At 64.7% G+C, this 21,078-nt stretch carries 23 protein-coding genes; 11 read left to right on the forward strand and 12 right to left on the reverse strand.

What is annotated here, in order from left to right; genetic code table 11:
* Positions 1–122: 122 nt before the first annotated feature.
* Together HZZ16_RS09875 and HZZ16_RS09880 are read right to left on the reverse strand one after the other, a co-directional pair.
* On the reverse strand, positions 123–602 hold the full coding sequence (locus HZZ16_RS09875; protein ID WP_197948271.1) for a DUF2269 family protein: 480 nt from the start codon (positions 600–602) through the stop codon (positions 123–125).
* Positions 602–1,876, reverse strand: coding sequence for an SDR family oxidoreductase (locus HZZ16_RS09880; protein WP_197948272.1), 1,275 nt, complete (start codon positions 1,874–1,876; stop codon positions 602–604). Before HZZ16_RS09880 ends, HZZ16_RS09875 begins: the two co-directional genes overlap by 1 nt.
* A gap of 456 nt (positions 1,877–2,332) precedes the next feature.
* On the opposite strand from HZZ16_RS09880, the gene HZZ16_RS09885 reads away from it, so the two are divergent.
* The 3 genes from HZZ16_RS09885 (at position 2,333) to HZZ16_RS09895 (ending at position 4,584) form a co-directional block, all read left to right on the forward strand.
* Positions 2,333–2,824: a septal ring lytic transglycosylase RlpA family protein gene (locus HZZ16_RS09885; RefSeq protein ID WP_283815774.1), complete on the forward strand. Its 492-nt coding sequence runs from the start codon at positions 2,333–2,335 to the stop codon at positions 2,822–2,824.
* 577 nt (positions 2,825–3,401) lie between these two features.
* Complete coding sequence (locus tag HZZ16_RS09890) at positions 3,402–3,599, forward strand: hypothetical protein (RefSeq protein ID WP_197948274.1); 198 nt, start codon at positions 3,402–3,404, stop codon at positions 3,597–3,599.
* A gap of 214 nt (positions 3,600–3,813) precedes the next feature.
* Entirely contained in the window at positions 3,814–4,584 is a 771-nt protein-coding gene (locus HZZ16_RS09895) for a helix-turn-helix transcriptional regulator (protein WP_197948275.1), read from the forward strand.
* A 38-nt stretch (positions 4,585–4,622) separates the two neighbouring features.
* Here HZZ16_RS09895 and HZZ16_RS09900 read toward each other — a convergent pair whose 3' ends face one another.
* Together HZZ16_RS09900 and HZZ16_RS09905 are read right to left on the reverse strand one after the other, a co-directional pair.
* Positions 4,623–4,826 carry a hypothetical protein gene (locus HZZ16_RS09900; RefSeq protein WP_197948276.1) on the reverse strand — a complete coding sequence of 68 codons (204 nt, stop codon included), beginning with the start codon at positions 4,824–4,826 and terminating at the stop codon, positions 4,623–4,625.
* A 288-nt stretch (positions 4,827–5,114) separates the two neighbouring features.
* Positions 5,115–6,227 (reverse strand): helix-turn-helix transcriptional regulator, encoded by a 1,113-nt coding sequence (locus HZZ16_RS09905; protein ID WP_197948277.1) that lies wholly within the window; start codon positions 6,225–6,227, stop codon positions 5,115–5,117.
* A 313-nt stretch (positions 6,228–6,540) separates the two neighbouring features.
* Here HZZ16_RS09905 and HZZ16_RS09910 point away from each other — a divergent pair, with 313 nt between their 5' ends.
* The 8 genes from HZZ16_RS09910 (at position 6,541) to HZZ16_RS09940 (ending at position 12,829) form a co-directional block, all read left to right on the forward strand.
* Positions 6,541–7,707, forward strand: a complete 1,167-nt coding sequence (locus tag HZZ16_RS09910) for a cytochrome P450 (RefSeq protein ID WP_197948278.1) — start codon at positions 6,541–6,543, stop codon at positions 7,705–7,707.
* A 347-nt stretch (positions 7,708–8,054) separates the two neighbouring features.
* A complete protein-coding gene (locus HZZ16_RS09915; RefSeq protein ID WP_197948279.1) occupies positions 8,055–9,005 on the forward strand; it encodes a sulfonate ABC transporter substrate-binding protein in 951 nt (316 codons plus the stop codon).
* Positions 9,006–9,007: 2 nt separating this feature from the next.
* Positions 9,008–9,130, forward strand: a complete 123-nt coding sequence (locus HZZ16_RS37890; RefSeq protein ID WP_283815775.1) for a hypothetical protein — start codon at positions 9,008–9,010, stop codon at positions 9,128–9,130.
* Between the two features lie 9 nt (positions 9,131–9,139).
* Positions 9,140–10,303 (forward strand): FMNH2-dependent alkanesulfonate monooxygenase, encoded by a 1,164-nt coding sequence (gene ssuD / locus HZZ16_RS09920; RefSeq protein ID WP_197948280.1) that lies wholly within the window; start codon positions 9,140–9,142, stop codon positions 10,301–10,303.
* On the forward strand, positions 10,300–11,106 hold the full coding sequence (gene ssuC, locus HZZ16_RS09925) for an aliphatic sulfonate ABC transporter permease SsuC (protein WP_197948281.1): 807 nt from the start codon (positions 10,300–10,302) through the stop codon (positions 11,104–11,106). The genes ssuD and ssuC overlap by 4 nt, the downstream gene beginning before the upstream one ends.
* A gap of 20 nt (positions 11,107–11,126) precedes the next feature.
* Positions 11,127–11,975 (forward strand): ATP-binding cassette domain-containing protein, encoded by an 849-nt coding sequence (locus tag HZZ16_RS09930; protein WP_197948282.1) that lies wholly within the window; start codon positions 11,127–11,129, stop codon positions 11,973–11,975.
* 33 nt (positions 11,976–12,008) lie between these two features.
* A complete protein-coding gene (locus HZZ16_RS09935; protein WP_197948283.1) occupies positions 12,009–12,590 on the forward strand; it encodes a flavin reductase family protein in 582 nt (193 codons plus the stop codon).
* An 83-nt stretch (positions 12,591–12,673) separates the two neighbouring features.
* Entirely contained in the window at positions 12,674–12,829 is a 156-nt protein-coding gene (locus HZZ16_RS09940; protein WP_197948284.1) for a hypothetical protein, read from the forward strand.
* Positions 12,830–12,970: 141 nt separating this feature from the next.
* Here HZZ16_RS09940 and HZZ16_RS09945 read toward each other — a convergent pair whose 3' ends face one another.
* From HZZ16_RS09945 to HZZ16_RS09980, 8 genes are all read right to left on the reverse strand, one after another.
* Positions 12,971–14,119 carry a M20 family metallopeptidase gene (locus HZZ16_RS09945; protein ID WP_197948285.1) on the reverse strand — a complete coding sequence of 383 codons (1,149 nt, stop codon included), beginning with the start codon at positions 14,117–14,119 and terminating at the stop codon, positions 12,971–12,973.
* A 256-nt stretch (positions 14,120–14,375) separates the two neighbouring features.
* Positions 14,376–15,761, reverse strand: coding sequence for a sigma-54-dependent transcriptional regulator FlbD (gene flbD / locus HZZ16_RS09950; RefSeq protein WP_197948286.1), 1,386 nt, complete (start codon positions 15,759–15,761; stop codon positions 14,376–14,378).
* A gap of 51 nt (positions 15,762–15,812) precedes the next feature.
* Positions 15,813–16,163 carry a flagellar motor switch protein FliN gene (gene fliN, locus HZZ16_RS09955; protein ID WP_172784664.1) on the reverse strand — a complete coding sequence of 117 codons (351 nt, stop codon included), beginning with the start codon at positions 16,161–16,163 and terminating at the stop codon, positions 15,813–15,815.
* Between the two features lie 3 nt (positions 16,164–16,166).
* Entirely contained in the window at positions 16,167–16,790 is a 624-nt protein-coding gene (locus tag HZZ16_RS09960) for a FliH/SctL family protein (protein WP_197948287.1), read from the reverse strand.
* Positions 16,790–17,884: a flagellar motor switch protein FliG gene (gene fliG / locus HZZ16_RS09965; protein WP_197948288.1), complete on the reverse strand. Its 1,095-nt coding sequence runs from the start codon at positions 17,882–17,884 to the stop codon at positions 16,790–16,792. The genes HZZ16_RS09960 and fliG overlap by 1 nt, the downstream gene beginning before the upstream one ends.
* 32 nt (positions 17,885–17,916) lie before the next feature.
* The gene (fliF, locus tag HZZ16_RS09970; protein WP_197948289.1) at positions 17,917–19,530 is read right to left on the reverse strand and encodes a flagellar basal-body MS-ring/collar protein FliF; all 1,614 of its coding nucleotides are present in this window, start codon (positions 19,528–19,530) and stop codon (positions 17,917–17,919) included.
* A 179-nt stretch (positions 19,531–19,709) separates the two neighbouring features.
* Complete coding sequence (gene sciP, locus HZZ16_RS09975) at positions 19,710–19,985, reverse strand: CtrA inhibitor SciP (protein WP_002714638.1); 276 nt, start codon at positions 19,983–19,985, stop codon at positions 19,710–19,712.
* Between the two features lie 383 nt (positions 19,986–20,368).
* A complete protein-coding gene (locus HZZ16_RS09980) occupies positions 20,369–21,076 on the reverse strand; it encodes a flagellar hook assembly protein FlgD (protein ID WP_197948290.1) in 708 nt (235 codons plus the stop codon).
* Positions 21,077–21,078 lie beyond the last annotated feature (2 nt).

Here is a 21,078-nt window from a genome sequence, read left to right on the forward strand (position 1 = left end):
AAACAGGTCGAACTCGGCCGGTCGGGTTCTGTTCCTGAAGCTTGCCTTTCAGGCTGCCGATTCGGCCCGGGTCATTTGGAAACGGGCGCAATGAGCAGCCAACCAAGCCGGAAGGCGCCGATCTAATCCCAGAATGGAATGGCCGGACGGGCGATCATCAGCCAGAAGATGATCAGAATGGCCGCGAAAGCCGGAAAGCCGAAGGCGAACCACCACCAGAAGAGATGGTGATAGCGGGCGGGCAGCTCGCTCTTGCTCGCGACCGCCGCGACGGCGAGATCGCGCATCTGCATCTGCATCCACACCACCGGCAGCCAGAAGGCGCCGATCACGAGATACAGTGCAATCGACGCCGCCACCCAGCCGTCGCCGAGGGAATACCCGCTCGACCAGGCGAGCCACGTGCCCGTGATTGGCTGCAGGATCACGGCACTTGCCGTGAACAGGAAGTCGGCCAGCACCACCGTCCGCGCAACGCCCGCGATCTCGCGCGGGTCGCCGCGCAGATGTGCCACCAGCATGAAGAAGGCGATCCCCGCCCCGGTGCCGAGCAGGACGGCAGCGCCGATGATGTGCGCCATCTTCACGAGGAAATAGAGCATCAGCGATCCTCCCGGATCGCCATGGCGACCAGGTTGAGCATGATCACCGGCCAGATCTTCAGCATCGGTCCCAGCGGATCGGCCCATAGCCGCGGCACCAGGACGGTGCCGATCACGGCATAGGTGAGCGAGATGATCAATGCTGCCCAGAGCCCGTAGCGGCTCAGAGGCCGCCAGATAATGGCAAGGCCGATGACGATGTCGGCGAGCGCACCGGCCGTGACGACGAGCGCCGCGACGTTCCCTTGCAGCCCGCCTTCAAGCAGCAACGACATGCCGATGTTCCACCCCGCGCTCAGCGAGATGATGCCCGTGGCGATCCAGAACGCACCGAAGACGCCGAAGATCAGCGGCTTGAGCGCATACAGCCGCGCGAACCAGCGTTCCTGCACCGAGGCGGGTTCTCGCGCGAGCGCGACGTCGAGATCGCGCGGTGGAGTGCCGGTCAACCGACGCCAGGGCTCGGGATCGCCGGTCGCACCGCGGCGCATTTCCGCCTGTGCCGTCGTGTTGATGGGCGTTCGCCATCCCAGCATCTGCGCAACGTCTCCCGCGCGGTAAGCAACCGAAGCCATCCAGGATGGCAGCTGCAGGCGGTACGCCGGCCTCCAGCGCAGCCAGGCCCGAAACAGCGCGACCGCGTCGCTGAAGGCGATCTGCCGTGGGCCGGCCAGATCGATGGCGATGCGGGAGGGCGCGCCCGGCTGCAGGAAGAACAGCACGGTCTCAACGACCTCGTCGAGATGCACCGGTTGAATCGCGGCCGTGTCGGGCATGTCCGGCAGAACCGGCAGCGCCGCCAGCCCTCGCAACAGCGCGCTGCCGCCATAGGCGGCGCGGCCGATCACGACGGAGGGTCGCAGGATGACCCAATCGAGGTCGCGCGCCATCAAGGCGGCTTCGCCCTCCCGCTTGGTACGGGAAAAATCGCTGGGGGCATCGACATTGCTGCCGATCGCCGAGAACAGGATCACGCGGCGGACGCCTGCGCTTTCGCAGGCGCTGTAGAGTGCCGCGCTTCCGGCGACATGAACGGCGTGCAGATCCCGTCCCTGGAGCGCTCCGGCCAGGTTGATCACCGCATCGACGCCCGCAAGGACGCCCTTCCATTGCGAGGGATCGGTGGTGCGGGCGACGTCGAGCGCGACGTGGCGAGGATCGTGCTCTGCGGCCGGCTGGCGTGACACCGATAGACATTCGTAGCCTTCGGCCGACAGCCTCGCGTGGATCGCCGAGCCGAGAAACCCTGTACCGCCAACCAGGAGAATTCGCATGACTGCTCCTTCGATCGGCAACCGAATGCCGACAAACGGCTGATCTCATCGGATGGACAAGGCGGGGCCAGCGCACTTGTTCCTCCAGACGGAACCGGTTAGCCCGACGAACCTGACTGGCTTTCTGCCGCGCGTGATGGGCGGCGAGATCGAGCTGGAGAGATCGACACCGAGGCTTTCACGGATCGCTACGGCAAGCTCGCAATCAATGTCGCGCCGGCCAAGGCAGGGGCGCAGTAAGCTGCTCCTCAAGTCATGTTGCTGACGCAATCTCTGTCTTAGTCGGTGACATCTAAAACACTGCGTGGGAACCGCTTTGGTTCGCACATCGGTTCCAGCCAAGGGGTTGGCGCGAATCCGCAAAAATCCGGTGCAAGCTTCATGAACGCGTCCGCGTTCGCTTGCACTGTTTGCGGGTTTCGGGAACCGGCGATCTAAAAAATCACAGGAGTCATGATGCCGTTCCGCTCGAGCGCCGCATGTTGCGGCGCCCTGCTTGCGCTTGCCGTTTCTGTCACTGTTGCTCGAAGTGAATCGCGCGAAGTTCACACCAATGTCGCCGTCGGCGCCGCCTCAGGGGATGCGGTCGTCGGCGCTGCATCCATGTACAATCCGTTCAAGCCCGGCAGGGAGGAGGGCGGTCCTAAGACAGCCTCCGGTGAGCGCTACGATCCCTCCGCCTGGACGGCTGCCATCAAGACGAGCTTGCGCCGGAAATTCGGTGGGGTCCAATTCGGTGAGCGGCCGAAGTACGCCTTGGTCGAGGCCGTCGGCAAGAAGGCCATCGTCAAGATCAACGACGTGGGACCACTCAGGCCCGGCCGCATCATCGACTTCAACGAGCGCACGATGCGCCATTTCGATCCAAGCCTGGAGCGCGGCGTCATCCACGACGTCAGAGTCATCCCGCTGTCAGGAGACAATTGGACGCTGGGGCCGGTGGGCTGAATGTTTGGTCTCGGCCGCCGTTAAAGACGCAAAAGCTGGGCAGGATTTCACTTCCGCTCGTGAGCCCAAAGCGGTCACACCGCTGTTTATCCAAAATTGAGCATCTGCGGCGCAATCGGTTGACATGCAGGGCACACGCAACCAAACGATGATGTAAGCCGCGGGTGCGGTCGCGAGGAAGTCGGAAATGGGTTTGGCGCTTCTTACCCTTGCGGTCGGGATCATCGCCCTTTTCACGGCATCGGCATTCTTGCTGCTACGAGCGCCAACAACCGCCGACAGCTCAACGAGCGAGCGAGCATTAGCTCCGGTCGAAGCAAGCTCGACCTCTGCGAGGGCGAGTGGCGCTGGTTGTACGTTAATCGCTGCTGCGGGCATTGGGATACTTTGGTTCTTTGTTTGGAAGTTGACAGCGATCGCGCTGCAGTACCTGTTTGTGAGCGGAAATTCGTCGCGTGCGTTTCCAATAGTGCCCCTGTCTTTCGGGATTTCTATAGCGGCGATGTGCGTCGTGGTTCTGCTTGCACGTCACCTCATCAAATGAGAGGAGCTAACTCATGAAAGACGGCAAAGGCTGATGCGGCGCGCGATGATGGGTATAGGCTTGGCCCTCGTCGTGCTTGTGAGCTTCTATTTCTACGGATCGCCGCAATACAGAGAACTGAAGAATGCGTGCATTGAAACCGGCATGGATCATTCGGATGCTCCATCGGACGATGATCTGCATCGTTTGTGGATGGCCTGCCGCAAGATTGGCTTTGGCGCGCCGTTGTGAAAACAAGGCAAGTGGCTAAGGTCGGCTATTGACCCGCAGTCTGGGCGCTGACCGAGAGCCGTTCGCGGCGCCGAAGCGGACGTCGAGCTGAACGTCCTTGTGTTCTGCTGGAACGTGATTGCGGCCCAGCTCCGCAGACGCGGGCCCCTGTGCCTTCCCCGAAAATCACCTTGCTGCTATCCTCCCGCAAAACAAGCGGCTGACGGAGGAAACAATGCGGTCTCGGGCGGTGCCGACACATCCGTCGGCCGGCGATGTCACGCCCGCGGTGCTCGCCATCGGCCGCTCCGATTTTCCAAACGTTCTCATCGACACGCTGCGCCGGCAGGCGGACGTCGGCCATTGCATGGTGTTCGCGCTGAGCCGGGCCGGCGCGGCAAGCTGCCTCCTCGATGCCGGCAACATCCCGATCGGCGGCGATCTCGGGGCGGCCTATGCCGGCCAGTTTCACGAAACGGATCCCAACCGCGATGCGCTGTTCGAAGGCGAGGGCGGCGCGCCGATCATGCTGCCTCACTTCGCGCCGCGCATGTACGGCGCGCGCTACCGCAAGATCTTCTTCCAGGATTCCGGCATCGTCGACAAATGCGCGACCGCGGTCTGGACCGGTAACACCTGCTTCTACGTCAACTTCTATCGGATCGCCGCGCAGGGCCGCTTCAGCGCCGTCCAGCGCAGGCGGCTCGGGGCCATCGCGCCGGCGATCGCGGCCAGCGTCGCGCGCCATTTCCAGGAGAAGCCGACGTCCGATCTTGCGACCCTGTTCGCCACGCGCGCGCCGCTTTACACGCTCACCCCGCGCGAGCAGGAGGTCTGCCGCCGCATCCTCGCAGGCTTCAGCTCGGAGGCGATCTCGCAAGGACTCGGCATCAGCCTGCATTCGACCCTGACCTACCGCAAGCGCGCCTATGAGCGACTCGGCATCTCCTCGCAGGGCGAATTGTTTGCGATCGTGCTGCGGCTGCTGACGGGCAGTACAAACTAAGGCGTCGGCAACCCTGCAGCGCTCAAGGGACGCATCGACTATACGGAAAGTCGGGAGCGATAGGGCGCGGTGAGCAGCAGCATGAACAGCGCTCGTTCGGCCTGGTACTTTGCGGCCGGCCGACTAGATTCCCGGCCCTGCATCACCACCGCGCCTTGAACGGTGCAGACGCTCCAGCTCCATGTCCTGCGCCTGCGCTGCGCCAGGGTCACTTGAAAAATCGGAAATTCCGGTCCCGCCATCGCCGCCGCTTCTCGCCAGACATCCAATTTGGGGGGAGTTGAACCCGGAGCGCCGGCCTGTGTCTTCACCCATTTGGGTGAAGCGGAGCTTGCCCCTGCCGGGGCAGGGCTGTTGCATTTGAGATGTGGCTATGCGCCCCAACTGTCTCCACAGCGTCATGGCCGGGCTTGTCCCGGCCATCCACGCCTTTCCACACAATACAAAGGACGTGGATGCCCGGGACAAGCCCGGGCATGACGACCTCTGGAAAATTCAACCGCGATTATCCCGCCCTGCCGGGGGCAGCCTCAATCTCTCAGCGGCAATTTGGGGATCGCGCCGAAGAGCGCAGCTGCGCTCTTCTGGTTACGCGTTCCCGTTTTGGCGAGGACGGCCTTGACTTGCGTGCGGATCGTTTCGCGGCTGAGTCCGTGATGCGCCGCGATGTCGCCGATCGTCTGTCCTTGCGCAATTCCGCGCGCAACGCGCGCCTCGCTGGGAGTGAGATCGAACAGGCCGCGAATGAGGGCGAGGCTCGGTGCCTGGGAGGCGGCGACCGGCGTCGCGATGAGGAGGCCAACCGCCCCATCGAAGAGATCGCGGGCTTCGCCCGGCATCGAAACAAGATGAAGGACCACCCGATCGAGATCGCTGGTGCGGCGCGCGGCGAAGGAGCACACGGCCTTTTCCGGCGCATCGAGTTGAGCCAGGCCGGCGCGCAGCAGGGTGTCGGCCGTGCGGTCCTTGATGGCGATCCGGTCTTTCGGCAACCATTGCAGAACATCGGTCATGCCTTCGATCAAGGCGTTCGCGGCCAGAACCCGCCCGGAGCGCGTGATCGCGAGGGCCGGCAAGCCGACCAGGGATAACGCCTCGGTTGCCGCCCGCATCCGGGTGAGCCGCCAGCGCGTCGACAGCAAAGCTGCCCGCGCGAGATGGGGACGAAAGCGGTCGAGAAAATCGAGGTCCTGCCGCGAAAATGCGGGGCGGCCGGCCAGTCTTTCCATATGGAAGACGATGATCTCACCGGACGGGCTGCGGACCGCCGTCGCGCAAGCGTGCTCGAAGCCCCACTTCTTGTTCCATTCCACCCGATATGGATCGCGGTCCCATTCTTCCGGCGAAAACACCTCCTGCTCGCCGACGAAGCCGGGATGATCGAGCGCCAGGAGTCGCGGGGTCGTTTCGGTCCGGCTGGAGAGGTCGCTATTCAGGAACGCCGAGAAGGCCTCGCGGATCGAGGGCGACGTCACGACGCCATTCCAGACACCGGACCACTGATCGGAGTCCGTGGTGATCATGACCATGCCATGCGCGCCCGCGGCATGGGCGATTTGCTCCAGAACATCCGGCCAGAGCTCTGGAACCGTCGCTGCCTCGTGGATGCGGTCCACGATCTGCTCGAAATCGATGCCCGTCATTGTCCCCGGTAGCCCATCCGGCTCGCAGAGGCACGGTATGCACGCCCACTCGAGCCCTGTGCTTCTCGTCCAAGCCATTGATAGCAATGCCCTTCGGGGGAACTCAATTGCAACTTTGTCCCGAATTCATCGGGTGAACGCATGCCGGGCGTCGCGTTCATATTATAACTAGCTGAAAGTTCTCAGGTTTATCGTGCCGGCGGCCTTTGCTCCTGAAGGTGCCCCCCGAAACGGCCGTCCCAATCGGTGGGGACAGACGGCGGCTTGCGAAGGCGTTAGCCTTGGCATCGAGGAGACGCCAAGGGAGGGAAGCTTGAGTACCGCGCCGCGCATCGACATCGACCCGGCCGCCTTCTGGGCCGATCCCTATCCGATGCTCGCCAAGATGCGGAAAGAGGCGCCGATCGCGTTCGTGCCGCAGCTCGGCTCGACGCTGCTGACGAGCCGTGACGACATCTCGATCTCCGAGAAGCAGATCGAGGTGTTCTCCTCGCACCAGCCGGCCGGCCTGATGAACCGGCTGATGGGCCACAACATGATGCGCAAGGACGGCGAGGCGCATCTCGTCGAGCGCCGCGCGATGTTTCCGACGATCTCGCCGAAGACGGTGAAGGCGCATTGGACCGCCCAGTTCCAGGCCCATGCGGATCGCATCATCGCTTCGCTTCAACCGGGCCGGATCGATCTCATGCGCGACTTCGCGTTGCCGTTCTCCGGCGAATGCCTGAAGTCGATCACCGGCCTCACCAATATCGGCTTTCAGGACATGGATTCGTGGTCGCAAGGCATGATCGAGGGCATCGCCAATTATGCCGGCGACCCCGCGGTCGAGGCGCGCTGTCATGCGGCAACCGCGGGCATCGATGCCGCGATCGACGACATCCTGCCGGTGATGCGCAAGCAACCCGACCAGAGCATTTTGGGCGTGCTCCTCGCCTCGGGCATGCCAATGGAGAGCGTGCGCGCCAACGTCAAGCTCGCGATATCAGGCGGCCAGAATGAGCCACGCAAGGCGATCGCCGGCACGGTCTGGGCGCTGCTGACCCATCCCGACCAGCTCGATCTGGTCCGGCGCGGTGAAGTGTCGTGGTTGCAGGCCTTCGAGGAATATGCCCGCTGGATCTCGCCGATCGGCATGTCGCCGCGCCGCATCGCCAAGCCCTGGACCATTCGCGATGTGTCCTTCGAACGCGACGAACGCGTGTTCCTGATGTTCGGCTCCGCCAACCGCGACGAGAAGCATTTCGAGCGCGCCGATGAGTTCGATGTGCGTCGCGACACCTCCAAGAGCGTCGCCTTCGGTGCCGGCCCGCACTTCTGCGCCGGCGCCTTCGCCTCGCGCGCCATGATCGCCGACGTCGCGCTGCCGACATTGTTCGCGCGCGCCTCGCGCATCGAGCTCGCCGAGGACGAAGAGGTGCGGATCGGCGGCTGGGCCTTTCGCGGGCTGCAGAATCTGCCGGTGAGGTGGCTGCACTAGGCCGGTGACCGCCTCTGACCCGAACGCTGCCATCATGCCATTTTGGCCCTGTTTTGCCCGACGAGTCAAACGCACTTCGGATAATACGTAAGTCCTTGTTTTCGCACGCCCCGGCTACTGTGCATGGGGTTGTTTTGCGACTTTTTATGTTCCGCTGGTCCGGGCTCGACCACTTCGTGCATCTCTCACATTCGCGTGCAGAAAAATTCCATCCTCATTCGCCTTGCCGCTTGAAAGATTGATCGCGCGCGCAGCACGAACCGCAGTGCGCGCATCACTATTTTCCCGGATGTCTCGACACTTCCGATGATGCGCACCATCATTCCGGAACGTGAATGGAGCGTGGAATGCAGCGTCGAGACTTTCTGAAACTGTCAGTTGGAACGGCGGTCGCCGCTGCGTTCGCATCACCCGCGATCGGGCAAGGCGCGGTGAAGGAAATCCGTATCGGCTATCAGAAGACCGGCGTGCTGGTCATCACGCGCCAGCAGGCTGCGCTGGAAAAACATTTCGCAGCCTCAGGCATCGAGGTGAAGTGGATCGAGTTCTCCTCGGGCCCGCCGATGATGGAGGCGATGAATGTCGGCAGCGTCGATTTCGGCGCGGTCGGCGACTCCCCGCCGGTGTTTGCCCAGGCCGCGGGCGCGGCGATCGTCTATGCCGCCGGCCAGCCCATCACCAACGGCCAGGGCATCCTGGTGCCGAAGGATTCACCGATCCGCGACATCGCCGACCTTAAGGGCAAACGCATCGGCTTCACCAAGGGCTCCAGCGCCCATAACGTCGTGGTCCAGACCCTGGAGAAAGCCGGCCTCACCTATGCCGATATCACGCCAGTCTACCTGACGCCGCCGGACGCCGGTCCCGCCTTCGCCAATGGCAGCATCGAGGCCTGGGCGATCTGGGATCCCTATTTCGCGATCGGCGAGACCAGGCAGAACGGCCGCATCCTGATCAATGCGCGCGAGGTCACCAAGACCAATTCGTTCTACATCGCGGGCCGCGAGTTCGCGAAGAATCATGGGACGATCCTGCAGCAGATCGTCGAGGTGACGACCGCGGCCGGCCAATGGGCCGAGCAGCACCGCGACGAGGTGGCCAAATCGCTCGCCGCGATCACCGGCGTTCCCTTGGATATCCAGACCGTCGCCGCCAATCGCGCGAACTTCGTGGTCGGCCCCGTCACCGACGAGATCGTCGCGACCCAGCAGGGCGTCGCCGACCGCTTCTACAAGCTCGGCCTCATCCCGAAGCCGATTCAAATCCGCGACATCGTCTGGCGCAACCCGGCAGCCTGACCGTGCCGACCGATCTTCCCGTCCACAAAGGTCTGAACATGAAGCGCATCGTTCAACGCGTGATCGCAGCCATCGTGCTGTCGATCGGCATCGTCGCGGCCGCCGTCGGCACGACTTACGGCTAGGGGCAATCCATGAGCCAATCCAACGCCAACATCCTCTGGTTCCTGCCGACGCACGGCGACGGCCGCTATCTCGGCACCGGCATCGGCGGCCGCGAGGTCAACTTCAATTATCTGCGCCAGATCGCGCAGGCCGCCGATCAGCTCGGCTATTTCGGCGTGCTGTTGCCGACCGGACGGTCCTGCGAGGATTCCTGGATCGTCGCCTCCAGTGTAGCGCCGTTCACCGAGCGGCTGCGCTATCTCGTCGCCGTTCGCCCCGGCCTGCAATCGCCGAGCGTTGCCGCGCGCATGACGGCGACGCTCGATCGCATCTCGAACGGCCGGCTGCTCGTCAACGTCGTCACCGGCGGCGATCCCGTCGAGAACAAGGGCGACGGCGTCTTTCTCGGCCACGACGAGCGTTACGAAGTCACCCGCGAGTTCCTGAACGTCTACAGCGACCTGCTCGCCGGCAAGACGGTGAATGTCGAGGGCAAGCACATCCGCATCGACGGCGGCAAGCTGCTGTTTCCTCCCGTGCAGTCGCCGCGGCCGCCGCTCTATTTCGGCGGCTCCTCCGATGCGGGGATCGACGTCGCCGTCGACACCGTCGACAAATATCTCACCTGGGGCGAGCCGCCGGCACTCGTTGCCGAGAAGATCGCGAAAGTGAGGGAGGTCGCCAGCGCTCGTGGCCGCAAACTCTCCTTCGGCATCCGCCTTCACGTCATCGTCCGTGAGACAAATGAAGAGGCTTGGCGCGCCGCGAACGAGCTGATCAGGCATGTCAGCGACGACACCATCGCTCTGGCGCAGAAGAACTTTGCCCGCATGGATTCAGTCGGCCAGCAGCGCATGGCGCAGCTCCATGGCGGCAAGCGCGACAAGCTCGAGATCGCCCCGAACCTGTGGGCTGGTGTCGGCCTCGTGCGCGGCGGCGCCGGCACCGCGCTGGTGGGCGACGCCGAGACGGTGGCGGCCCGCATCAAGGAATATCAGGATCTCGGCATCGATACCTTCATCATGTCGGGCTACCCGCATCTGGAGGAGGCCTATCGCTTCGCCGAGCTGGTGTTCCCGCTGCTCGCGCTGGAGCAGCCTTCCAACGTGACGAAGCTGCATTTCAACGGTGGGCCGTTCGGCGAGACGGTCGGCAGCGATTTCCGTCCGCAGCATCGGGTGTCGCAGTCATGAGCCTGATCGACAGCATCTCCCTACCGCGCAGCATCAGCCTGCCGCGCATCGATGGCCTGATCCAGTGGATCGTGCCGCTCGCCATCATCGGGATCTGGCAGGTCGCGAGCGTGACCGGCTTCGTGCCGACGCGGGTGCTGCCGGCGCCGAGCGACGTCGTGCTCGCAGGCTGGAAGCTGCTGCTCTCCGGCGAGCTCGTCCGCAACATCTGGGTGTCGTTCTGGCGCGCCTCGATCGGCTTCTTGATCGGCGGCAGCATCGGCTTCGCTTTCGGCCTCGCCAACGGCCTGTCGCAGCTCTCGGCCAGGCTCACCGACACCACGCTGCAGATGGTGCGCAACGTGCCGCACCTGGCGCTGATCCCGCTCGTCATCCTCTGGTTCGGCATCGACGAGAGCGCAAAGCTGTTCCTGGTGGCGCTCGGGGTGTTCTTCCCGATCTATCTCAACACGCTGCACGGCATCCGCACCGTCGATCCGCAGCTGATCGAGATGGGCCGCATCTACGGCATGACCGATGGCGAGCTGTTCCGCCGCGTGATCTTCCCGGGCGCGCTGCCCTCGATCTTCGTCGGCATCCGCTTCGCGCTTGGTATTATGTGGCTGACGCTGATCGTCGCCGAGACCATCGCGGCCTCGTCCGGCCTCGGCTACATGGCGATGCAGGCGCGTGAGTTCATGTTGATCGACGTCGTCGTGCTCTCGATCCTGATCTACGCCCTGCTCGGCAAGCTCGCCGACAGCGCCTCGCGCGTGCTGGAGCGTCTGACGCTCTCCTGGCACCCCGCCTTCCAGAAACGTTGAGCAAGGATACTGGGAATCACATGCAGACAGCGCTTCGTACCTCCCTTCCCGAGACCGAGCTCGCCAGCCGCGCCAATTTCGCCCCTCACGCCCGCGTGGTGCGCGAGGAGCGGCAAGACGAACGCCGAATTCAGGCCAGCGGCCTGCCGCTCAGCATCCGTGGCCTGCGAAAGTCGTTCGGCGACAACGAGGTGCTGCGCGGCATCGACCTGCACATTCCCGCCGGCCAGTTCGTTGCGATCGTCGGCAAAAGCGGCTGCGGCAAGAGCACGCTGCTGCGCCTGATCGCCGGGCTGGAGAAGATCGATGCCGGCAGCATCAGCTTCGGTCAGGACATCCAGCCCGAGGATATCCGGGTGATGTTCCAGGAGCCGCGGCTGCTCCCCTGGGCCCGCGTGCTCGCCAATGTCGAGGTCGGGCTCGGCCGCGATCGTGCCTCCACCGATGCGCATGCCCGCGCCGAGAAGGCGCTGACCGAGGTTGGCCTCGCCGACAAGCGCGAGCAATGGCCCTCGGTTCTCTCAGGGGGCCAGAAGCAGCGCGTCGCGCTCGGCCGCGCGCTGGTCTCCCGCCCGCGCGTGCTCGCCTTCGACGAGCCGCTCGGCGCGCTGGATGCGCTGACCCGCATCTCGATGCAGCGGCTCCTCGAGCGGGTCTGGCGTGACCAGGGCTTTACCGCGATCCTGGTGACTCACGACGTCTCCGAAGCCGTCGCGCTTGCCGACCGCGTGCTTGTCATCGAGGAGGGCCGCATCGCCCATGACGTCACGGTCAACGCCGCCCGGCCGCGCCAGCGCGGCTCGGCCGACCTTGCCGGTCTCGAAGGCTCGATTCTGAGCCACCTTTTGTCGGCGGACGATCGTACCTAAATAAAGGGAACCCCGCTTGCGGGGAGCAATGCCATGAATGTAGTGCCCCGCGATCTCATGACCGAAATTCCCGTCTCGTCCGCCGATTTCCGCGGCGCCATGCGCCATCTCACCGGCGGCGTCAGCGTCATCACTGCTGGGCGGGGCAAGGACATCACCGGCATGACGGTGACCTCGGTGACCTCACTGTCGGTCGAGCCGCCGACGCTGCTGGTCAGCATCAACCGCGACGCCTCGTCGTTTCCGCTGATCCGCCGCATTGGCGCTTTCGGCGTGAACATCCTCAATGCCGACCAGCTTGAGGTCGCCGAACGCTTTGCCGGCAGGGGCGGGCTGAAGGGAGCGGATCGCTTTGCAGGCAGCCAATGGGTGACGGCCGTCTCGGGTGTTCCGCTGCTGGTCGGCGCGCTCTCGGCCTTCGATTGCGAAGTCGAGGAGATCGTCGAGCGGCACTCGCACGGCATCGTCATCGGCCGCGTCAGGGACATCAGGAGCTCGACGCGCAATGCCGCGCTGGCCTATTGGCACGGCCAGTACGTGGCGGTCGATCAGGACGAAGACGCGGCCCGGCTCGCCGATGTCAGCCTGCCCGCGCGCGGCCGGCGCGGCATTTGATCCGCGCCCGCAGGCTGGCCTTTTCCGCCTCATCGCTCTAGAAGCGCTCCTCGGCTGTCCCGCCGGACGCATGGAGCGGAACGATGAAGCGCGTGGCTACCTTTATCTTCTACGCCATCGGCGCGCTCGCGATTGCCTATCTCGCGCTCTACGCCTACGCGATGTTCTCTGGCGCTCCGATCGTGCCGGGCGACCCCATCCACATCTTCCGCAAGCCGGATGCGCCGAGTTATTCGTGAGGCGAATGCGTACCCACGGGTGCGCGCCGCCTCTCTCCTCGTCATGGCCGGGCTTGACCCGGCCATCCACGTGCATCGGCAATTTGGGATCGACGTGGATGCCCGGGTCAAGCCCGGGCATGACGACGGAGTGCGTGGCGGCTACCCCCGCAGGATCGCCAGCGCCAGCGCCTGTGCGCGCGGCACGATGCTGTCGAGCTCCAAATATTCCTCCGGCGTGTGCGCGAGCCCGCCGACCGGGCCGAGGCCGCAGATGGTCGGCGTGCCCACGGCGGCGGTGAAGCCGGAATCGGCGCAGCCGCCGGAGAACTCGCCCTGCAGCGTGGTAAGGCCCACCTGCCTTGCGGCCGCCTGATAACCTTCGAACAGCGCCTTGGACTCCGCGCTCTGCACCACCGGCACGAATTCGCCCTTGATCGACAGCGTCGCGCTGGTGCCCGGCACATAGGAGGTCGCAACGATCTTTTCGATCGCGCCCATGATCCGCGCGCGATCGGCCGGATCGACATAGCGCAGGTCGATCTGCCCTTCCGCGTACGGAGCCGTCGTGTTGACGGACTGACCGCCCGAGACGAGGCCGACATTGAGCGTGATGCCCTTGTCGAGATCGGTGAGCGCGTGGATCTGGACGATCTTGTGCGCGAGCTCGCCAATGGCGCTGACGCCGGCGGCGAAGTTGGCGCCGGAATGCGCGGCCTTGCCGGTGATCGCCATGTGCATGAAGATGCCGCCCTTGCGCCCGGTGACGACGTTGCCCGTGGGCCGGCCCGGCTCGGAATTGAACACCGCGCGGGCCGCGCGTCCCTCGCGCTCGATCACCGGGCGCGAGGAGGGCGAGCCGATCTCCTCATCGGAGGTGATCAGCACCTTGATCGGATGCGGTGAGCCGCCGAACTTGTGGAAGGCGGTGGCCACAAACACGTTCATGACGAGGCCCGATTTCATGTCGGCGACACCGGGTCCATAGGCGCGGCCATCCCGGATCGTGAACGGCCGCCGCGCCGCCTCGCCCTTGCCGAACACGGTGTCGCGATGCCCCATCAACAGCACCGGCTTCTCGTTGCTGCCGGGCTTTGCCACCTCGGCATGGATCGCATCGCCGAACGTGCCGTGGCTTTCTCGCCGGAACGGAATGCCGTGCTCGGCAAAATGCCGCTCGAACCGCGCACCGACCGCATCGACGCCTTCCTTGTCGTAGGAGCCGGAATCGATGTTCACGACGTCGCGGAGCAGGTCGATCATCGCCTGCCTCTGCGACGCCAGCCAATCCGTGATTTGAGCTTCAGACATGTTCACCCTCGGTGTGGTTCTCGGGCGCGTTATAGGGCCTGGCGCGCCGATGGCCTAGTCGCGTGGCGCGCTCCCGTTATGCGAGGAGCGCTCTCTCCACCGTCATTGCGAGCGCAGCGAAGCAATCCAGTCTGTCACCGCGGAGGGATTCTGGATTGCTTCGCTGCGCTCGCAATGACGAGGAATGGCGGCCTGCACTCAAACAGATGCCCGGGACTGAGCCCGGGCATCTGCATTCTCGACCGGCGTGGAGCCCTCACGCCCCCATCATCGGCATCCGCGGATATTCACCCGGCGTGCCCGCCGGCGGGATCGGGATGCCGCCGTCGGCGTATTCGTTGAGCTTGTTGCGCAGCGTGCGGATCGAGATGCCGAGGATGTTGGCGGCATGGGTGCGGTTGCCGAGGCAGTGCTTCAGCGTCTCCAGGATCAGGTCGCGTTCTACGTCGGCGACGGTGCGCCCCACCAGCGCGCGCGTCACCTGCTCGGCGGCCATGGTGGCGTGCGCCACGGCCGGGGGCGTCTTGGCGAGGTCGAGCCGGTCGCCGTCCGGCGTGATGATGGCGTCGGGTCCGATCTCGTCGCCCTGGGCCATCAGGACTGCGCGGTGCATGGTGTTCTCGAGCTCGCGGACGTTGCCCTGCCAGCGGTTGGCGGAGAGCACGCGGCGAGCCTCGGCCGAGAGCGGACGCAGCGGCACGCCGTTGGCGTCGGCATATTTCTTCACGAAATGCTGGGCGAGCTCCAGGATGTCGGCGGGACGCTCGCGCAGCGGCGGAATCTTCAAGTTCACGACGTTGAGGCGGAACAGCAAGTCCTCGCGGAACGTGCCCTCACGCACGGCTTCGGCGAGATTGCGGTTCGAGGTCGCGATGATGCGGATGTCGACCGGAACCGGCTTGGTGCCGCCGACGCGGTCGATCACGCGCTCCTGGATGGCGCGCAGGAGCTTGGATTGGAGGCGGACGTCCATCTCGGAGATTTCGTCGAGCAGGAGCGTGCCGCCGGTCGCCTCCTCGAACTTGCCGATGCGGCGGGCGACGGCGCCGGTGAATGCGCCCTTCTCGTGGCCGAACAGCTCGGATTCCAGGAGGTGCTCGGGGATCGCGGCGCAGTTGATCGAGATGAACGGACGCTTGGCACGAGCCGAGCGGGTGTGAACGTAACGGGCCAGCACTTCCTTGCCCGTGCCGGATTCGCCGGTGATCATCACCGAGGCGTCCGAGCCCGCGATCTGCTGGGCGAGTTTGATCACCTTCGCCATCGCCTCGTCACGATAGACCAGCTCGCGGGAATCGTTGGCGACGGCAGCCAGCACCGCGGCGATCAGCTCCGGATCCGGCGGCAGCGGGATGTACTCCTTGGCCCCCGCATGGATGGCGGCGACCGCGGCGCGGGCATCGTTGGTGACGCCGCAGGCGACGATAGGGGCGTGGATGTGCTCGGCTTCCAACCGCAGCACGAGGTCGCGGATGTCGAGCGCGACGTCGACCAGCAGGAGGTCGGCGCCCTTGCCCCCGCGCAGCACGCGCATCGCCTGCTCGTGATCCTCGGCATGGGTCACGGTGGCGCCGTTCTCCATCGCGATCTTGGTGGCGGTGGTGAGCTGGCCCTTCAATGTGCCAACGATGAGAAGCCGCATGTCAGTCTCCTGTCCGTCTGCTCGCGCCGTCGCGCGTCATGTCCTTGCGTGTCAGCCGCGGTCGGCCTTGATGATTTCCGTCATGGTCACGCCGAGCTTGTCCTCGACCAGGACGACCTCGCCGCGGGCGACCAGCTTGTTGTTGACGTAGATATCGATGGCCTCGCCGACGCGGCGGTCGAGCTCGAGCACGGTGCCCGGTCCGAGCTTCAGGAGCTCGCCGACGTCCATCTTGGAGCGGCCGAGCACGGCCGAGACCTGCACCGGCACGTCGAACACCGCTTCGAGGTCGGCGGCGGCGCGCGCCGCATATTCGTCCTCGTTGTAGCCGACGTCGGTGCCGGCAGGCGGCATCGGGCCGTTGAGATCGGGCAGCGGGACCTGTCCGTCGGTGTCGCTCATGGTTTAGCTCCCCCTACGGGACGCGATATAGCGTCCGACCATTTCGTCGATCTTGGCCGCGATGGCGCCGCGCTCCAGCACGACGCCGCCATCGGCCCATTCGATCCGGCAGTCGCCGGTGGCAATGTCCGGCTCGGCCAGGATCACCAGCCGGCCCTCGAAGCCGCTCTGCTTGGCGAGCCGCTCGATCTTCTCGCGCGCGCTGTCGTAGAGCGCATCGTTGATGCGGACGACGAGATGTGGTGTCGCGACCAGATGCGAGAAGCAGTCCTTGACCAGCGCGATGACCTCGCCGAGCGGCTCGGCGGCGACGAGGTCGGCGCACAGCTTGCGCGCCACCGCGACCGCAACTTCGACCGCCTCGGTCTCCATCTTGATCTCGATGTTGCCAATGCCAGCCGCGACGCCGCGGATGGCGATGTTGATCTCTTCCATCGCGAGCGCGACGCGGCGGTCGCTCTCGGCCTTGGCCTCGCGCTGGCCGGCGGCAAAGCCGTCCTGGTAGGCGCGCGCCTCGGCCTCCGCGACCTTCTGGGCGATCTCGGCCGCGGTCGCGGCCTTCTCGCGCGTCGAGCGTTCGGGCGCCGCGAAGTCGGTATCGAACAGGAATTTTGCCGGAGCGGCCATCAGTACACCAGCTCGTCGTCGGCGCGGTTCTTGGTTAGCATGATCTCGCCCTTGGCGGCGAGGTCCTTGGCGAGATTGACCAGCAGCGCCTGGGCCTCGTCGACGTCGCGCAGGCGCACGGGGCCCATCGCCGCCATGTCGTCCTGGAGCATCTTGGCCGCGCGTGAGGACATGTTGCCGAAGAAGAAGTTGCGGACGTCCTCGTTGGCGCTCTTCAGCGCGACGCCGAGCTTGTCCTTGTCGACGTTGCGCATCAAGGTCTGGGCGGAGCCGGAATCGAGCTTCACCAGGTCGTCGAAGGTGAACATCAGCGCCTTGATGCGCTCGGCGGATTCGCGGTTGTCCTCTTCCAGCGAGGTGATGAAGCGGGTTTCGGTCTGACGGTCGAAATTGTTGAAGATTTCCGCCATCACTTCGTGGGCGTCGCGGCGGCGGGTCTGTGACAGGTTGGACATGAACTCGGTGCGCAGCGTCTTCTCCACGCTCTCGATCACCTCCTTCTGCACCGCCTCCATCTTCAGCATGCGGTTGATGACGTCGAGCGCGAGCTCCTCGGGCAGGATGGCGAGCACCCGGGCGGCATGCTCCGGCTTCAGCTTCGACAGCACCACGGCAATGGTCTGCGGGTATTCGTTCTTGAGGTAGTTGGCGAGCACCTCTTCTTGCACGTTGGAGAGCTTCTCCCACATGTTGCGGCCGGCGGGACCGCGGATCTCGTCCATGATGCCGTTGACGCGTTCCGGCGGCAGGTATTGCTGGAGCAGCCGCTCGGTGGCGTCGAAATTGCCCATCAGCGCGCCCGAGGCCGACATGCGCGAGACGAATTCGAGCAGCATGTCCTCGACGGTGTCGACCTCGACGGTGCCGAGCGTCGACATCTCCAGCGAGAGCTGGCGCACCTCGTCGTCGTCGAGCAGGCCCCAGATCTTCCCGCCATATTGCTCGCCGAGCGCCAGCATCAGGATCGCGGCACGCTTCGGCCCCGCCAGGCCCTGGGTCTTGGGGCCGCCCTCACGGCTGCCGGCGCGCTGACCGAGCGTGGAGATCACGCTGGTGATGTCGTTGGAGTTGGCGTTTTGCAAGGAGGCGGCCATGTCAGATCACTTCTTGATGCACTTGGCTTTGGTTATTTCGCCGGTTCAGTCAGCCACTGGCGGATGATCGCGACGGTTTCGTTGGGGTTGCGCTCGGCGAGCTCGCCGACGCGGTGAACGGACTGGGCGTGGACTTGGCCCTGGATTGTGGCGACGTCGATGGCGCTGGCGGCGCCGCTCGGCAGCAGCGGCTGGCCGGTGGCCGGCGCCGGCTCTTCCGAGGCGGCGGGGCCACTCAGCACCCCGGAGATGGCGGCGGCGACCTCGTCGGAAGCGAGGATGCGCTTGACCAGCGGGCGGATCACCAGGAACAGCACGACCAGGCCGAGCAGCATCATCACGCCGAGCTCGACGAAGTACATGACGTCGTCCTTGGTGAACTGCAGCATGCCAAGGAGGCCGCCAGGTTCGCCGATCGGGGCGGTGGAGGGGGCGTCGGCGAAGCGCAGGTTGACGACCTCGACCTGGTCGCCGCGCTTCTGGTCGAAGCCGATTGCCGAGCGCACCAGCGTGGCGATGCGGTCGAGCTGCTCTTTGGTGCGGTCCTGGTAGGCGAGCTCGCCCTTGTCGTTCTTGGTGTAGATGCCGTCGACCAGCACCGCGACCGAGATGCGGTTGACCCGGCCGGCCTCGGTCACCTCGGTCTTGGTGGTGCGGGAGATCTCGTAATTGTTGGTCTCTTCGGTCTTCTTGCTCTGGTCCTTGGCGGCGACGCCGTTGTTCTGCTGGTTGCCCGGCAGTTCGTTGTTGACGGTGACCTGGCCGTTGTTGTCGGCGGTCATGCTCTGCTCTTCGCGGGTCTGGCTCGAGCGCAGCACGCGGCCCTCGGGATCGAACTTGTCCGAGGTCTGTGTGATCTTGTTGAAGTCGAAATCGGCGGAGAGCTGCACGCGGGCGCGGCCCGAGCCGACCACCGAGGAGACGATGTCCTCGACCTGCTTGCGCATGCGCTTTTCGAAGGCGATGCGGCGCTCCTCGCCGATGGCCTGCTCCGGATCGGTCTGGGCGCCGTCGGCGAGCAGCTGGCCGGCCTCGTCGACGATCGAGACCCGCTGCGGCTTCAGCCCGTTGACGGCGGAGGCGACGAGGTGGCGGATGGCGCGGATCTGCTGGGCTTCCAGCGAGCCGCGGACGCGCACCACGATCGAGGCCGACGGCTCCGGCGCCTCGCGCGCAAACAGCGGCCGCTCGGGCAGCACCAGATGGACGCGGGCGGCCTGGATGCGGTCGATGGCGCGGATGGTGCGGGCGAGCTCGCCCTCGAGCGCGCGCAGGTGATTGATGTTCTGAACAAAGGAGGTGGTGCCGAGCGCGTCCGACTTGTCGAACACCTCGTAGCCGACGCCGCCGCCCTTGGGCAGGCCGCCCTCGGCGAGCTTCATTCGCAGCCGCGTGACCTTGTCCTTGGGCACCATGATGATGGAGCCCTCATTGCGGATCTCGAACTGGATGCCCTGGCGTTCCAGGTCCTTGATGATGCTGGAGGAATCTTCCACGGACAGATCCGTGAACAGCGTCGTCATCTGCGGCGTCGTGACGCGCATGATGACGAAGGCGAAGAAGCCGATGAGCGCGGCGGTGACCGCGATCATCGCCCCGAACCGGGCGGCACCGATACTCTTCAGAAAGTCCGCAAGCCCTTGCAAGCAACCGCCCCACAGCTTCGGCCGCTTCACTGGAAAGGCCGACTGGGCAATTATTGCCTAGGTGATGGTTTCGATATGGTTAACGAAGGTTAAGAGGTCGGACAAAAGTGCATCATGAAAAAAATCGGCCTCGCAAAGCGAGGCCGATTTTCGTCAAAGACCGCAGATTTCCGGATCGCCTACTGGCGATATTGCTGGATGCGGGTGGTGCGAAGACCCGCCAGACCGTGCTGGTCGATGGAAAACTGCCAGGAGAGGAATTCGTCTACCGTCAGGGTATAACGGCTGCAGGCCTCCTCGAGGGAGAGAAGTCCACCACGGACAGCGGCGACGACTTCGGCCTTGCGGCGGATGACCCAGCGTTTGGTGCCGGGTGCAGGCAGATCCGCGATCGTCAGCGGACTGCCGTCCGGCCCGATGACGTATTTTACCCTCGGGCGATGGGGTTCTGTCATGGCGTACTCACAAACTCTCAACCACTGAACTCACGCCGTAACCGTAACCCCCGCGGCTTAAAAATCCGCTAAGCCTAAGGGTTCAATACAATTCTCGTTGAATCTTGGGGGAACGCGGCCGGCTCGGCGGGCGGAAGACGCAATCTCGGCCGGCTGAGCGGGGCAGAAAGTAAATACTTTACTAACAACTGGGGCCTATGAGCGACGCTGCAAAGCCCTCAACTGTCATCCCGGGGCGCACGCAGCGCGAGCCTGGGATCCATAACCCCAGGCAGGGGTTTGACGAAGACTCGGAGTGACCAGCTGCGTGCTACAACCACTCTCTGGGGTTATGGATCCCCGCTTTCGCGGGGATGACATTGAATTTGTCGTTGCAGCGAGCCTCAATTGCTGCTCGTCGCAATGATGCTCTTCACCTGGCTCAGTGTGTAGCTGGCGCCGTCGATGGTGAGCAGCGGCGGCGATTGGGTCAGGTCGACCGACGAGACCACGCCCTGCACCTGCGCGGCGATGCCGACATTGTTGTTCGCGACGTCCTTGCCTGTGGCGGAAATCGTGTACTTGCCGTCGGGCCATTGCGTGCCGTCATTGCCCATGCCGTTCCAGGTGAAGGGGATGTCGGTGCCGGCGGCGGCGGTATACTTGCCGGTGAACACGGTCTGGCCGCTGGAATTGGCGATCGAGATCTCGACGGTGGAGTCGGTCGGCACGTTGAGATGCCAGGTCGCCGACGAGTTCTTCATCGTCGCGGTCGAGCCGTCGACCAGGGCGGTCTTGCCGACGAAGCCCAGCGCCTGGGTCGCCTGCGTGGTTTGCTGCAGGGTGACGAGCTGAGCCAGCGATTCGTTGGTCTTGAGCTGCTGCTCGACGCCGGCGAACTGCACCAGTTGCTGGGTGAACTGGTTGGTATCGAGCGGATCGAGCGGGTTCTGGTTCTGCAGCTGCGTCGTCAGCAGGGTCAGGAAGGTCTGGAAATTGCCGGCGAGCGTCGACCCCGTGGTCGAGCTCATCGACGAACTCGACGAGGATTTCGGAACGTCGGTCGTTCCGGAGACGACCGCGGGCGCGGTGGCGGCATTCGTGGTGGTCATTG

The sequence above is a fragment of the Bradyrhizobium glycinis genome, from assembly GCF_016031655.1.
Classification (GTDB): Bacteria; Pseudomonadota; Alphaproteobacteria; order Rhizobiales; family Xanthobacteraceae; genus Bradyrhizobium; species Bradyrhizobium glycinis.